This is a genomic window from Frankia sp. AgB1.9 (genome assembly GCF_016786355.1).
In the GTDB taxonomy this organism is placed as follows: Bacteria; Actinomycetota; Actinomycetes; order Frankiales; family Frankiaceae; genus Pseudofrankia.
Genome location: NZ_JADWYX010000026.1, coordinates 31,004 through 43,980 on the forward strand (window position 1 = coordinate 31,004; position 12,977 = coordinate 43,980).

General features: G+C 72.5%; 15 protein-coding genes. 5 read left to right on the forward strand and 10 right to left on the reverse strand.

The annotated features are described in order from the left end of the window. Positions 1–165: 165 nt before the first annotated feature. From I6A60_RS12510 to I6A60_RS12520, 3 genes are all read left to right on the forward strand, one after another. A complete protein-coding gene (locus I6A60_RS12510) occupies positions 166–1,149 on the forward strand; it encodes an LLM class flavin-dependent oxidoreductase (protein ID WP_203017925.1) in 984 nt (327 codons plus the stop codon). 22 nt (positions 1,150–1,171) lie between these two features. Further along, positions 1,172–1,603 (forward strand): nuclear transport factor 2 family protein, encoded by a 432-nt coding sequence (locus tag I6A60_RS12515; RefSeq protein WP_203017922.1) that lies wholly within the window; start codon positions 1,172–1,174, stop codon positions 1,601–1,603. 69 nt (positions 1,604–1,672) lie between these two features. Further along, entirely contained in the window at positions 1,673–2,494 is an 822-nt protein-coding gene (locus tag I6A60_RS12520; protein ID WP_203017919.1) for an SDR family NAD(P)-dependent oxidoreductase, read from the forward strand. Positions 2,495–2,601: 107 nt separating this feature from the next. On the opposite strand, the gene I6A60_RS12525 is transcribed toward I6A60_RS12520, so the two are convergent. The 3 genes from I6A60_RS12525 to I6A60_RS12535 all read right to left on the reverse strand — a co-directional run bounded on the left by I6A60_RS12525 (position 2,602) and on the right by I6A60_RS12535 (position 5,900). Continuing rightward, positions 2,602–4,125, reverse strand: coding sequence for a carboxylesterase/lipase family protein (locus tag I6A60_RS12525; RefSeq protein ID WP_203017910.1), 1,524 nt, complete (start codon positions 4,123–4,125; stop codon positions 2,602–2,604). Between the two features lie 72 nt (positions 4,126–4,197). Beyond that, complete coding sequence (locus tag I6A60_RS12530; RefSeq protein WP_203017908.1) at positions 4,198–4,539, reverse strand: hypothetical protein; 342 nt, start codon at positions 4,537–4,539, stop codon at positions 4,198–4,200. Further along, positions 4,536–5,900: an acyclic terpene utilization AtuA family protein gene (locus I6A60_RS12535; protein ID WP_203017907.1), complete on the reverse strand. Its 1,365-nt coding sequence runs from the start codon at positions 5,898–5,900 to the stop codon at positions 4,536–4,538. The genes I6A60_RS12530 and I6A60_RS12535 overlap by 4 nt, the downstream gene beginning before the upstream one ends. Positions 5,901–5,980: 80 nt before the next feature. On the opposite strand from I6A60_RS12535, the gene I6A60_RS12540 reads away from it, so the two are divergent. Further along, on the forward strand, positions 5,981–6,916 hold the full coding sequence (locus I6A60_RS12540) for a LysR family transcriptional regulator (RefSeq protein WP_203017905.1): 936 nt from the start codon (positions 5,981–5,983) through the stop codon (positions 6,914–6,916). A 22-nt stretch (positions 6,917–6,938) separates the two neighbouring features. Here the strand turns inward: I6A60_RS12540 and I6A60_RS12545 are convergent, their stop codons facing one another. From I6A60_RS12545 to I6A60_RS12570, 6 genes are all read right to left on the reverse strand, one after another. After that, the gene (locus I6A60_RS12545; RefSeq protein WP_203017903.1) at positions 6,939–7,313 is read right to left on the reverse strand and encodes a CrcB family protein; all 375 of its coding nucleotides are present in this window, start codon (positions 7,311–7,313) and stop codon (positions 6,939–6,941) included. Continuing rightward, positions 7,310–7,657 carry a DUF190 domain-containing protein gene (locus I6A60_RS12550; RefSeq protein ID WP_203017901.1) on the reverse strand — a complete coding sequence of 116 codons (348 nt, stop codon included), beginning with the start codon at positions 7,655–7,657 and terminating at the stop codon, positions 7,310–7,312. Before I6A60_RS12550 ends, I6A60_RS12545 begins: the two co-directional genes overlap by 4 nt. Then, on the reverse strand, positions 7,654–8,130 hold the full coding sequence (gene crcB, locus I6A60_RS12555; RefSeq protein ID WP_203017899.1) for a fluoride efflux transporter CrcB: 477 nt from the start codon (positions 8,128–8,130) through the stop codon (positions 7,654–7,656). The genes I6A60_RS12550 and crcB overlap by 4 nt, the downstream gene beginning before the upstream one ends. Before the next feature lie 215 nt (positions 8,131–8,345). After that, positions 8,346–9,422 carry an LLM class flavin-dependent oxidoreductase gene (locus I6A60_RS12560; protein WP_203017897.1) on the reverse strand — a complete coding sequence of 359 codons (1,077 nt, stop codon included), beginning with the start codon at positions 9,420–9,422 and terminating at the stop codon, positions 8,346–8,348. Further along, positions 9,419–9,895: a nuclear transport factor 2 family protein gene (locus tag I6A60_RS12565; RefSeq protein ID WP_203017895.1), complete on the reverse strand. Its 477-nt coding sequence runs from the start codon at positions 9,893–9,895 to the stop codon at positions 9,419–9,421. Before I6A60_RS12565 ends, I6A60_RS12560 begins: the two co-directional genes overlap by 4 nt. After that, complete coding sequence (locus I6A60_RS12570) at positions 9,886–10,377, reverse strand: hypothetical protein (RefSeq protein WP_203017893.1); 492 nt, start codon at positions 10,375–10,377, stop codon at positions 9,886–9,888. The genes I6A60_RS12565 and I6A60_RS12570 overlap by 10 nt, the downstream gene beginning before the upstream one ends. Positions 10,378–10,560: 183 nt before the next feature. On the opposite strand from I6A60_RS12570, the gene I6A60_RS12575 reads away from it, so the two are divergent. Next, positions 10,561–11,823, forward strand: a complete 1,263-nt coding sequence (locus tag I6A60_RS12575; protein WP_203017891.1) for an aminotransferase class V-fold PLP-dependent enzyme — start codon at positions 10,561–10,563, stop codon at positions 11,821–11,823. A gap of 10 nt (positions 11,824–11,833) precedes the next feature. Here the strand turns inward: I6A60_RS12575 and I6A60_RS12580 are convergent, their stop codons facing one another. Continuing rightward, complete coding sequence (locus tag I6A60_RS12580) at positions 11,834–12,970, reverse strand: LLM class flavin-dependent oxidoreductase (protein WP_203017889.1); 1,137 nt, start codon at positions 12,968–12,970, stop codon at positions 11,834–11,836. Between the last annotated feature and the right edge of the window lie 7 nt (positions 12,971–12,977).

Here is a 12,977-nt window from a genome sequence, read left to right on the forward strand (position 1 = left end):
CCATTGCTCGCCGTGGTTCTGGGCCGCCATTTCCGATACGCTCCCTCCCGTAACTTATCTGGCCGTGCGAGAGGCCCGAAGGAGTCGCGATGAAGGCCCGCTGTCCTGCGTGGAGCCCTCCCAGCAGTGCCGAGCCCGGCCCGGGCCGAGCCTTAGGAGCGCATCGTGTTCGCCCTTAGATTCGACATGCGGGCACCCGCCACCGGTGCCGCGGCGACGGAGCTGTACGCCGCCGCCCTGGAGATGAGTTCCTGGGCCGAGTCCCGGGGCTGTGTCAGCATGCTGGTGTGCGAGCACCACATGGCTGCCGACGGCTACCTGCCGGCACCGCTGATCTTCGCCAGCGCCCTCGCGGCGCGCACGAGTACGGTGCCGATCTTCGTCGCGGTCGTCATTCTCCCGCTGCGTGACCCGATCCGGCTCGCCGAGGAGATGGCGGTCCTCGACCTTGTGAGTGGCGGCCGGGTCTCGTACGTGGCGGCACTGGGCTACCGGCCGGCCGAGTACGAGATGTTCGGCGTCGACTTCAAGCGCCGCGGCGCGATCGCCGAGGAGAAGCTCGACCTCCTGCTGCACGCGAAGTCCGGGGCGCCCTTCGAGCACGAGGGACGCCGGATCCACGTCACCCCGGCGCCGGTCACGCCCGGTGGCCCGATGGTCATGTGGGGTGGCGGCAGCCTGGCCGCGGCCCGCCGGGCCGGGCGCCACGGCGTCGGCTTCTTCGCGCAGAGCGGCGACCCGAAACTGGGAGTGGCCTACGAGCAGGCGTCCCAGGAGGCCGGCCACGCGCCGGGCCTGTGCATCCTGCCGCCGCCGGAGCTGCCGATGACGACGTTCGTGGCCGACGACGTGGACCAGGCCTGGGATGAGCTCGGGCCCTACCTGCTGCACGACGCCGTCAGCTATGCGGAGTGGAACGACCCGGCGGCCGACACCACGAGCCTGTCCTTCGCCCAGACGGTCGACGAGCTGCGCGCCGAGAACCGCAGCCACCGCATCCTGTCCGTCGACGAGGCCGTCGCGCTCGTCCGCTCGGGAACGCCGCTGAGCCTGCATCCGCTCGTCGGCGGCCTTCCGCCGGACATCGCGTGGCGCTACCTGCGGACCGTCACCGACACCGTTCTGCCCGCCGCCGGCGCGACGGCCTAGAACGCCCGAGGGGAAGGCTTACATGCCCGACTACCGAGAAGACCAGGCGAGCATCAGCGAAGTCCTGATCCGTTACGCGACCGGGATCGACCGGCGGGACTGGGCACTGTTCCGAACCTGCTGGACCCCCGACGTCGAGGCCGACTACGGCGACATGGGGCGTTTTGACGGCGCCGACGCGATCACCGAGTTCATGACGGCCGTCCACAAGGACATGGGCAGCACCCGCCACCAGCTCTCCAACTTCGTCATCGAGGTGGACGGCGACCGGGCCACCGCGTCCAGCTACGTGCACGCCGTGCTCGCGCTCTCGCCCACCGACCCGGCTCTCTGGATCGATGCCGTCGGCGGCTACGAGGACGAGCTCGTGCGGACGGCCGACGGGTGGCGGATCAGCCGGCGCAGCTTCAGCGCCACCCGCCTCGTCAGCAGCACCGACCTGCCGAAGGCCTGACGACGACGCCCGTCGGCAATCCCTTTCACCGCGGTCGGCGTTCGGCCGACCGGAGACAGGAGCAAGCTCATGACGTTCGCTGACGACTACGGGCCCTGGGCGCTGGTCGCGGGCGCGTCCGACGGGGTCGGCGCCGCGTTCGCCGAGGCGCTCGCCGAGCGTGGCGTCAACGTGGTGCTGCTTGCCCGCCGGCAGGCCCTCCTCGACGAGGTGGCCGCGGGCATCGGTGCCCGCACAGGAGTCGAGACCCGGGCCGTCGCCGTGGACCTCGCCGCCCCGAACGCAGCGGCGACGGTCGCCGCGGCCACCGCGGGCCTTGAGATCGGCTTCCTGGTCTACTGCGCGGGCGCCGACCCGAACTACGAGCACTTCCTCGCGAACCCGATCGAGACCGCCGAGGCGATGGTGCAGCGCAACTGCACCGTGCCGATGCAGCTGTGCCACCACTACACCCCGGGAATGGTCGCGCGCGGCCGCGGTGGGGTCATCCTGCTCGGATCGGCCGCCGGCTTCGCCGGCGCGCCGAACATGGTGGCCTACGCCGCCACGAAGTCGTTCGGCATGGTCTTCGCCGAGGCGCTGTGGGCGGAGCTGCGAGACAAGGGCGTCGACGTCCTGGGGCTCGTGCTCGGCAAGACCGACACCCCGACCCTGCGCCGGCTGGAACATGCCCGCGGCCAGCTCGCCGGGCTGGACACCGCACCGAGCGACGCCGCCGCCGTCAGCGACGTCGTCGCCGAGGGCTTCGACAACCTCCGCAACGGTCCCACCTGGGTCGTCGGAGAGAAGCTGCGGGAGGCCGTCTTGATGATGGGTTCGCTGCCCCGCAACGACCTGGTCCGGTTCATGGCGCAGGCCGCCGAGGAGGCGATGGCCGGCAACGGCTCATAGCCGGCGAGACGTCGAGCGGCTCGCGCGTCCCGCTACGGGCGCGCGAGCCGCTCTTTCGCCGTTACTCGTCGATCAGACAGGCGTGGCCGATCTCGGGGCCGGACAGCTCAGGCTGGCGAGGTCCAAGCGCTGGTGACGTCGTCGTCAGGGGGTTCGGTGACCCTGTCGGCGTCGCCGCCGAACTGGCGGGTGTTGGCGGTGGCAGCGGGGTCGTACGCCGGCCAGCCGGGGTCGCCGGTGGCGGCGAACTCGGCCCAGGCTCGGGTCAGGTCCTGCTGAACCTCGACGAGTTCCGGTGTGGCTTTCCCGAAGCGTTCCAGGCCGTCGAACAGGAAAAGAAGGTCGGCGGCATGGAACGCGCCGAGGTCCGCTCCGAAGGGCTCCGCGGCGAAGAGGTAGGCGTGCGCTCGGCCTCCGGCGGCCGTCTGGGCGGCGGCCAGCCGGCTGGCGGGCAGCCGGTAGACCGCGTCGGTGAGCAACAGGGTGCGCAGGTCGGCGAGGCTGCCGTTCGGAGCCCTGCGGCGGTAGCCGGCCAGGAGACGCTCAGGGGCGGCGACACCGGCCCTGCGGATCTCGGCGAGCAGTCCCGCCTCGTCCGTGGGTTGGTAGGCGGCTCCCTGCATGACCTGGAAGAGGCGTACCTCGTCGCGGTTGGCGCCGACGAGCAGGTCGAGGCCGGCGGCGGCGCCGTCGAGGACGGCCTGGTGGGGATGGCGGGGCAGGACGGTTCCGTCGTGCACGACGCCCCAGGAGCGTCCGCCGGGCAGGTTGCGCCGGCCGATGTCGCTGTCGACGACCGAGGTCTGAACGTCCAGAATCCGTTCGACCGGCAGGTCGAGGAGGTCGTCGACCGTCCGCAGGTCGAGCGCGGCCAGGAGGTCGGCGGCGATCCCGGTGGCGGTGTCGGTGTCGAAGATCCGCGCGGTGCTGCCGCTGCTCAGGATCGCCCGGTGGAAGGTGCCCACGGCCGCGGGCATGGTGAGCAGCGCGCCGACACAGAACGCTCCGGCGGACTCGCCGGCCGCCGTGACGTTGCCCGGGTCGCCGCCGAAGGACGCGATGGTGTCACGGACCCAGCGCAGCGCCGCTGCCTGGTCCTGCAGGCCGAGGTTGCTGCTGCCCTCCCAGCCGGGGCCGCCGAGGTCGGCCAGGTGCAGGAAGCCGAGCGCGCCGAGCCGGTAGTTCGCCGTGACGACCACCGCGCCGGTGAGCCGGGACAGCGCCCCGCCGTCGGTCATGGGCGGGGCAGCGGAGCCCACGTCGAAACCGCCGCCGTAGAACCAGACGATCACCGGCCGGCGACCGGTCGGATCAGGGGTCCAGACGTTGAGGTAGAGGCAGTCCTCGTCGTAGTCGATCTTTGGTGGCCCCGCCGGGCCGGTGAGCGGGGTGGACGTCGCGGCCGTGCCGGTGCTCATCAGCGCGGGGGCGCGCTGCGGGGGTGCGGCCCGAAACTCGGTGGCGTCCCGAATGCCCGACCACGGCCGGGCGGGCCGTGGCGGGCGCAGTCGCAGTGGCCCGACGGGCGGGGCGGCGAACGGGATCCCGGCGAACAACACGCCACCGTCGTCCCGCGAGGTTCCGCGCAGCGTCCCCGCGGGCGTGTCGACCAGGTAAGGGTCGATCATCATCGTGAGCTCCCGGCAGTTCCTTGATCCATTCGTTGTCTTCTCGCCGCGAGGGCACAGCGGCGGAGCACGCGTTCACGCGACCGTGCTGTCATCGTCGGTCCGGCGTGGGGGCGCGGGCAGGTCGAGTTCGAGCATCCAGAAGCTGAGCGTCTTGCCGTGGCTGTCCAGCGCGAGTGATCGCGTCACGCCGCCGTCGAGTGCGTCATGCAGGACAAACTTGAGCGCCGCCAGTTGCGGGAGCTCAAAACGCACGATGGCACCGCGAACGCTTTCGCCGAAATGGGCGCGCACGCGTTCGGTGGTCACGTGCCGGCGGATGTGGTCGAAATCCGCGATCCGGTAGGCGATCACGGAGATGTCGGAGATGTTGCCCTTGTCGCCCGCGCGGGCGTGGGCGACTTCGTAGAGCCTCATTCGTCAGACCCGATCAGCGTCGTCCGGGCCGTCACGTCCACGCGGGGCAGGAAGACCGAGGCGATGCCGACGTCCTCGGTGGCCGTGCGGGTCACGCCGCCGCCGCCGGCGGGCCCGTTGAGCCACAGCGCCGCGACCTCCTGCCCGACCCGGCGGGCACTGCGCAGGTCCGGAGTCCGGGCCGCGACGCGAGCACGCACCTCGCCCGGCTGGCCTTCAGTGCCTGCCCCGGGGAACCCTCCGGTGCCAGCCCCTGGGAACGCGGAGTCCACCCCGATCAGCTCGTACCTGGCCTCCTGCACCGGACTGGCGTCGCGGGACAGTCGCTCCCGCACGACGTCGAGGGCGAGCCGGCCCCGTGCCACCGCGTTGGGGCCGGCGTAGGAGATCTGCCCTTCGCCGACGAAGCCGTCGAGGTAACCCACCGAGACCTTGAGCGTCTCGGGCCGAGCCGTGCCCCGGACACCGGTCACGGCCACCCGGTCGGCCCCGACCTGCGTGAGCTCGGTCGCGGAGAAGTCCGCGACGACGTCCGGGGTGACGTAGCGCGCGGGATCGTGGATCTCGTAGAGCAGCTGCTCGGTCACCGTCGCGACCGACACCTCGCCACCGGTGCCCGCCAGCTTCGTCACCACGAAAGAGCCGTCCGCGCGCACCTCGGCGAGTGGGAACCCGAGCCCGGCCAGGTCGTGGACGTCCTTGACGCCGGGATCGGCGAAATAGCCGCCCGTCAGCTGGCCGGCGCACTCCAACAGGTGGCCGACCGCGGTTCCCGCCGCGAGCCGGGTCCAGTCGTCGTGCGCCCAGCCGAACTCGTGCACGAGCGGGGCGAGGAACAGCGACGGGTCCGCGACCCGACCGGCGACGATCACGTCGACGCGCTGGTCGAGGGCGCCCAGCAGCGCGTCCATTCCCAGATACGCGTTCGCGGAGATGACCTCGGGGAGCGACGACACCCGCCCCGGGCGCTCCAGTAGGGGAGGGTCGGCGCTCCGCACGGCCGGAAGGACGTCGTCGCCCGTGATCGCCGCGATCCGCAGGCCGTGCAGCCCCAACGCGGCGGCCCGCGCCGCGACCCGGTGGGCCGCGCCGAGCGGGTTCGCGGCACCCATGTTCGTGATGATCGTGGTGCCGTGCCGCCCCGCCGGTTCGAGGACCGCGTCCATTCGCTCGTCGAGCCACTCGTTCCAGCCACCGTCGGGATCCCGGCGCCGCTCCAGCTGCGCGAGCGCGATGCTGCGTTCCGCGAGGCATTCGAAGACGAGGTAGTCCAGCTCCCCGCGGTCCGCCAGGTCCACGGCCGGGGCGATCCGATCGTCGGCGAAGCCCGCGCCGACTCCGATCCGGATCGTCCTCACCACACCACCTCCGGCGCCGATCCTGGCCCGGACGATGCATGCGAGGCAAAGACCAAAAGCGTATGCTTTTATGCATCACAGACATGGATCATCCGCGCACAGCAGCTCTCACGGTCGCGAGGGACCTCACGATCGCTCAGCTGCGATCCGTGCTCGCTGTCGCCGAGACCGGATCGTTCACCGCGGCGGCGGCACGGACGCTGCTCAGCCAGCCCGCGCTCAGCCGGACCGTGCAGGACGTCGAGCGCACCGTCGGGACGCGCCTGTTCGACCGCACGACGCGCTCGGTCACCCCCACCACCCAGGGGCGCGAGTTCCTCGCCGTCGCCCGCGACATCGTCGGCGGATTCGATGACGGCCTCGGCCGTTTCGCCGCCTACGTCGACGGCCGCGGTGGCACCCTGCACGTCACCGCCCTGCCGTCGCTCGCGGCGACCGTCCTGCCCGACGTCGCCGCGGCCTTCGCCGCCGAACGGCCCCGGGTAGGCGTCCGCGTCCTGGAAGGCAACGCCTCCCAGGTCCTACGGCAGCTCCACGACGGCCGCGCGGACCTCGCGCTCACCGAGGACCCCGGCCCGGTCCGCGGCCTCCACGTTCAGGTCGTCGGCGACGACGAGATGATCGCCATCGTGCCGCCCGGCCACGAGCTGCACGCCGCCGGCCGCACCACCTGGAAACAGCTCGCGCGTCATCCCTTCATCGCCATCGAGTCGGGCACCAGCCTGCGCCGCCTCGCCGACGACGCGTTCGCCCGTGCCGGAGCCGCACCCACGCACCGCATCGAGACGACGTCCGTCGCCACGGCTGGCGGCCTCGTCGCCTCCGGTTTCGGCGTCTCGGCCGTCACCCGCGCCGTGCTGCCCCTGGTCGCCTTCGCCCAGATCGCCGTCGTCCCCATCGACGAGCCGGTCATCGCGCGATCGATCGCGCTCGTCCGCCCGGAAGTCCCGCAGCCGTCGGCCCTCACCATGGCCTTCGCCGCCGCAGTCGCCGCCGCCCTACGGTGCCGGACCGGCTAGTCCCCGCGCGACGCCGGACCGGCTACCCCCACAGTGCCTGGGAGAGCGCGGCGCCGAGGACAGCGGCGCCGAGCGCGGCGAGCGCGCTCCCGACGACGTTCGCGGCGGCGAGCGCCCGGGAGCCGGTCTCGGCCAGCCGCAACGTCTCGTACGAGAACGTCGAGTAGGTGCTCAGCGCCCCGCACAGCCCGGTCCCGACCAGGATCGCCACCCGCGGGGAGGCCGCGCCGGCGGTGACCGCGCCGGTGATGAATCCGAGCAGCAGGCTCGCGGTGACGTTGACGGCGAACGTGCCCCAGGGGAAGACCGTGTCGTGGCGCGTCTGCACGGCCCGGTCGGTCAGGTAGCGCAGCGGAGCTCCGACGGCGGCGCCCGCGATGACGAGCAGCCAGTTCACCGGTCGCCCTTCCGTCCGACGTAGCGGATGACCTCGACCTCGTCGAGGATGACCAACCCTTCGCCGACGAGTTCGTCCAGCTCCGGCAGGAAGCCGCGGATCCGGGTCTCGTCGTCGACGATGACGACGGCGACGGGCAGGTCCTCGCTCAGTGACAGAAGACGGGTGGTGTGCACGATCGAGGACGCGCCGAACCCTTCGACGCCATGGAAGACGCTGGCGCCGGCGAGGCCGGCGTGATGCGCCCGGTGCACGATCTCCGTGGACAGTGGCCGGTGGTGCCAGAGGTCGCTCTCTCCGATGAACACCGTCAGCCGCAGCGCCCGGCCGGTCAGTCGTGTCATGCCCGCCCCCTCGCGAGTCGCCGCGTCGCCGTCGCCGCGATCCACACGGCACCGAGCGCGCCGGCCATCGTCGCGGCCAGATAGCCGAGCGCCAGGCCGGGCCGGTCGGTGTCCAGCAGCCGTTGCGTGTCCACCGCGTAGGTGGAGAACGTCGTGAACCCGCCGAGGACGCCGGTGCCGAGAAAGGGACGGACCAGGGGGTGCGCGGTCCGCACCTCGGCGATCAGGACCATCAGCACGCCGATCGCGGCGCAGCCGGACACGTTCACGACCCACGTCGTCCACGGGAACGCCCCAGCGGATGTCGGCCACGCCAACGCCGCCCCGTAACGGGCGCAGGACCCCAGCACCCCGCCAGCGGAGATCGCCAGAAGCAGCGTGACCGGCGCCCGACGCAGCTCACCCCGCTGCACCGGGACATGCAGATCGACATCAGGATCCGATGGCTGGGCTGCCCGCTCGACCTCGGTCACGGTCAACCTCCTACCTGCGCGGCGCCCAAGGCTCAGCCTCGGGCGTGACTCGTCACAAGTAGGGACCGTTGGCGGCGCGAACGCCGCGGTTCGGGTACGGCGGGCCCCACCGCCGCGGCGGCCCGCGGGCCGCCTGGCCCCACACTATCGCCCGCAGGCCGCCAGCCGCCCGGCAGCCTCCGCCTCGCTCGGAAGCCGGCGGGTCTCGCCGCCGATCAGGGCAGTTCGGGCAGACCGATCGGGCCCGGCCCCCAGCCCCAGGGCGGGTCGGGAATCTCCCGGCGCAGCACGGGCGCGATGTCGGACTGGAAGAGCTCCAGGCTGGCCCGGTGCTGGGCGGCGGTGAGACCGCTGGCCTCGGCGTGCAGGTGCAGGACGCTGTGCCCGAACTGCTCGTGGTAGCGGTGCACCTTCTCGACGATCTGGGCCGGGCTGCCGATCAGGGCCGAGCTGCGCTCGACGAAGTCCTCCAGGGTCGGGAAGACCGGCTGCATCCCGAGGCTCTTCTGGAAGGCGAGCTGGCCCTCGAAGACCGGTCGGTAGGCGTTGAGCGCGTCCTGCGAGTTACGGGCGGCGTAGTAGCCCGCCGTGCCGGCACCCACGGCGATCGCCGCCGGGTCGTGGCCGTAGTGGGCCCAGCGCTCGCGGTAGTAGTGGACGAGCTCGGCGTAGGGCTCGATCGGGTTGGTGACGTTGGCCGAGAACAACGGGTCGCCGTACCGGGCGGCGAGGTCCACCGACTCCTTGCTGGTGGCGCTGCCGTGCCAGATCCGGATCGGTCGCTGCAGCGGGCGGGGCCAGACCTCGGCCTCGTGCAGCGGCGGGCGGAACCGGGTGTCATAGGTGATCTTGTTGTCTCGCCAGAGCCGGCGGAAGACCTCGTACGACTCGGCGTTGCGGTCCCACTGGTCCTCGGGCGTGACGTGGAACAGGTCGCGCTGGGCCGCGCCGTTGCCCTTGCCGATGATCAGCTCCAGCCGGCCGCCGGCCAGGTGGTCGAGGGTCGCGTAGTCCTCGAAGGCGCGGACCGGGTCGAGCAGGCTCAGCGTGGTCACGGCGGTGAACAGCCGGATCCGCCGGGTCAACGCGGCGATGTGGCTCAGCACCACTGTCGGCGACGAGGAGATGAACGGGCGCTCGTGCCGCTCCCCCACCCCGAACCCGTCGAAGCCGAGCTCCTCCGCCAACAGCGCGCTGTCGAGTACCGCGCGGAACCGGTCCGCTGTGCTCGGCACCTTGCCGGTGATCGGATCCGGCGCATGGACGATCAGCGTGATCGTGATGAACCTCATGACGCCGCCCGGACCGGCGCCGCCTCGCCCGCCGGCAGCGGCGCCAGCCAGGTGGCCGTGGACAGGCTCCGCGTCGAGGGGCCGTCGGGGTCGTCGTCCGGGCGGTTGCCGCGCGTGACCTGCCGCTCGGCGATCCGCCAGCCCAGCGGGGTGCGCACCACGGTGTCCTGGTAGTCGCCGGACCCAGCCGTGCCGTCGCCGCGGATCACGAAGTACTTCGCCCAGACCCGCAGCGTGTCGTCGTCGACCCGGTGGACGGCCACGTCCGTGGTGTGGTGCGGAAACATCACCCGCCCGAACGGGAGCCCACCGACGACCTGCGCCAGCGGCGCCTCACCCATCACCGCGTCGGCGGTGTACGCCCCGGGCACGGCGGCCAGGGCGAGGTTGTCGAACAGGTGCGGATGCCGGGCGAGCAGGTCGCAGACCTCGGCGTAGGTGGCCGCGTCGACCGGCACCACCGTCACGCCCACGGCGCCTCCCCGTCGCCGTCTCCGATGACGGCCGGGCCGCCGTGGCGTGGGTGGACGGTGCGCCGGGCCACCCGCCAGCCGGCTGGCGTCTCGGCCAGGACGTCGAGGACGTCGGCGCTCGCCACGCTCCCGTCGCCCGCGATCGTCACCAGCCGGCTCCAGGCGGCCAGGCCGGCGGGGACGTGCTTGACCTCGGTGTTGACGACGTGGTGGGAGGGCGACGTCGCCGGTTCCAGGGTTGGCGGGTCGACGAAGACCTGGGCGAGCAGCTCCTGGTCGGCGTTGTCGATCGCATGACCGAAACGCGCGAGGACCTGCGCCACCGCCGCCGTCTCTTCGGCGGTCGCCGCGGGCAGCGCGGCGAACGCGGCGTAGGTCGTCGGCAGGCGGTGCTGCTCCACCTTCACCCCGGCGCTGTCGCGCACACCACCGGGTGGGGAACCGCCGGGTCGCAGGTGCCCCGCGATGTGGTCTGTCGTCACGGTCGGCACGCTAACTCCAATCCGCGCCACCTCGGCCGTTTTGTAACGCGACTGAAGCGTCCGGCGGTTCTGCCCGCGCCCACCCGTTCCCGCGCTGGCCGGCGGCCCGCGGCACGACTCGCGCATCGGTAGCCTCGGTCGAGGTCGGAGGGGTGGCGGCCGCTGAGAACGGGAGGCTGACCGATGACGTCCAGCGAGTCACTGCCCACGCAGGGCACGCCGGCGGCCGACGTTCTGGCGAGCGTCCGGGCGAACCGACACGATGACGCTCCGTGGCGGGAGGGGCGGATCTTCAGCCTGATCTACCACCCGGACGACCCCGAGCTGGAGGAGCTCCTCGCCGCCGTCAGCCGCGAGTACCTGGCCGAGAACGCGCTCAACCCGTTCCGTTTCCCGAGTCTCGCGCGCCTTGAGCAGGAGGCCGCCGACATGGTGTCCGGCCTGCTGCACGGACCGCCCGGGGCCGGCGGGCTGACGTCGGGCGGCACAGAGTCGATCTTCGTCGCGGTGTCCGTGGCACGGGCCGTGGCCCAGGAGCGCGGCGTCGAGACGCCCGAGATCATCACGGCCCGCACCGCGCATCCCGCGTTCGCCAAGGCCTGCCACCTGCTCGGCGTCCGCCAGACGCGGGTCGACGTCGGTCCGGATTTCCGGGCGGACGCGGCGGCGATCCGGGCCGCGATCGGTCCGGACACGGCGATGGTCGTCGCCAGCGCCCCCTGCTACCCCTACGGCGTGATCGACCCGGTGCCGGAGATCGCCGCCGCGGCGGCAGCGGCGGGCGTGCTCTGCCATGTGGACGCCTGCCTCGGCGGCCTGCTGCTGCCGTTCTGGGAGCGCCTCGGTGAACCGGTGCCGCCGTGGGACTTCCGCGTCCCGGGAGTGACGAGCATCAGCGCCGACATCCACAAGTACGGGTACAGCTTCAAGGGCGCGTCCACCATCCTGTGGCGCGATCCCGACCTGGCGTTCAAGCGGGTGTGGTTCGACGACGGGGTCTGGGGCGGCGGCCTGTACGCCACGGCGACACCGGCCGGCACCCGCCCGGCGCCCCCCATCGCCGGCGCGTGGGCCGCGCTGAAGTACCACGGCGTCGAGGGCTATCTGGCCAAGGCGCGGGCGGTCCGCGACGCGACGCGGCGGCTCGTCGCCGGTATCGAGAGCATCGACGGGCTGCGCCTGACGATCCGGCCCGACGCGGCGGTGTTCCAGTTCGCCAGCGAAGACGTCGATCTCGCCGCCGTCGCCGACGTCCTGGAGGAACGGCGGTGGTGGCTCAACCGGCAGCCCGGCGGCCTGCACCTGATGGTCTCCCCGTACCACGTGCACATCGTCGACGAGCTGCTCGCGGAACTGCGCGCGGCCGTCGACCAGGTCCGCGCCGGCCGCCGCAGCCAGGGAGCCGCCGCCAGCTACACCGGCCTTCGGACCCCGCCCACCGGCTAGGAGCCGCGGTTCAGGTCGTCGGGACCGGGACGGGCGGCTGGACTTCCGTTACGACGCCGCGGCGGCGTAGCAGGCGGCCGGCGCCCTCGCCGAACCAGTAGGCCTCCTCCAGGTGTGGCTGGCCGGAGAGGATCGCGTGGTCGATGCCCAGCGCGTGGTACTCCTCGAGGCGCTCGGCGACCTGTTCGTGGCTGCCGACCAGCGCGGTCCCGGCGCCGCCGCGGACCAGGCCGTAGCCAGCCCACAGGTTCGGGTAGATCTCCAGGTCCTCGCGGCGGCCCCCGTGCAGGTCCTGCATGCGCCGCTGCCCGACCGAGTCCATCTTCGCGAGATCGGCCTGCGCCGACGCGATCCGCTCCGGGCTGAGGTTCTCGATCATCCGGTTGGCCTCGTCCCAGGCCTGGCCCGCGGTGTCGCGGCCGAGGACGTGCAGCCGGATGCCGAACCGCAGGTCGTCGTTCCCGGCGGCTGCCGCCTTCTCGCGCATCCGGTCGAGCCGCTCCTTCAGCTGCGGCGGCGTCTCGCCCCAGGCGAGGTACACGTCGGCGTGCGCGGCCGCGACGTCCTCGGCGGCCGGGCTCGCGCCGCCGAAGAACACCGGCGGTGTCCCCCACCGGCTCGGTCGGGACGTCGCCCCCTCGACCTGGAAGTACTTGCCGTCGAAGTCGAACGGCGTCCCGCCGGACGCGCCGCGCAGCACCTGGAGGAACTCGGCCGTGCGGGCGTAACGCTCGTCGTGGGAGAGGAAGTCACCGAACCGGCGCTGCTCGACCGGGTCGCCGCCCGTCACCACGTTCAGGTACAGCCGTCCCGCCGAGATGCGCTGGAACGTCTGGGCCTGCTGGGCGGCCAGCGTCGGGCTGAGGAACCCCGGGCGGAACGCGACCAGGAACCTCAGCCGCGAGGTGACCTGCGACAACGCGGCGGTGGTGAGCCAGGCGTCCTCACACCAGCTGCCGGTCGGGGTCAGCATCGCCTCGAAGCCAAGCTGTTCGGCCGAGCGGGCGATCTGGGCGAGGTAGTCGATGTCGGGGAGACGCTCGACGGCCTCCGAGTCGCCGACGCCGCTCGAACCCGCGCGGCCGGAGCCGACGATCCCCCGGCCGTCGCCGTTCGTGGGCAGATACCAGTGCAGGTGCAGGGACATCAGCGGC

Bases quoted from the DNA above. Each gene is read 5' to 3' on its own strand.
- I6A60_RS12540 (WP_203017905.1), top strand. From the start codon at position 5,981: ATGGATCATCCGCGCACAGCAGCTCTCACGGTCGCGAGGGACCTCACG.
- I6A60_RS12520 (WP_203017919.1), top strand. From the start codon at position 1,673: ATGACGTTCGCTGACGACTACGGGCCCTGGGCGCTGGTCGCGGGCGCG.
- I6A60_RS12515 (WP_203017922.1), top strand. From the start codon at position 1,172: ATGCCCGACTACCGAGAAGACCAGGCGAGCATCAGCGAAGTCCTGATC.
- I6A60_RS12580 (WP_203017889.1), bottom strand. From the start codon at position 12,970: ATGTCCCTGCACCTGCACTGGTATCTGCCCACGAACGGCGACGGCCGG.
- I6A60_RS12575 (WP_203017891.1), top strand. From the start codon at position 10,561: ATGACGTCCAGCGAGTCACTGCCCACGCAGGGCACGCCGGCGGCCGAC.
- I6A60_RS12560 (WP_203017897.1), bottom strand. From the start codon at position 9,422: ATGAGGTTCATCACGATCACGCTGATCGTCCATGCGCCGGATCCGATC.
- I6A60_RS12525 (WP_203017910.1), bottom strand. From the start codon at position 4,125: ATGATGATCGACCCTTACCTGGTCGACACGCCCGCGGGGACGCTGCGC.
- I6A60_RS12530 (WP_203017908.1), bottom strand. From the start codon at position 4,539: ATGAGGCTCTACGAAGTCGCCCACGCCCGCGCGGGCGACAAGGGCAAC.
- I6A60_RS12550 (WP_203017901.1), bottom strand. From the start codon at position 7,657: ATGACACGACTGACCGGCCGGGCGCTGCGGCTGACGGTGTTCATCGGA.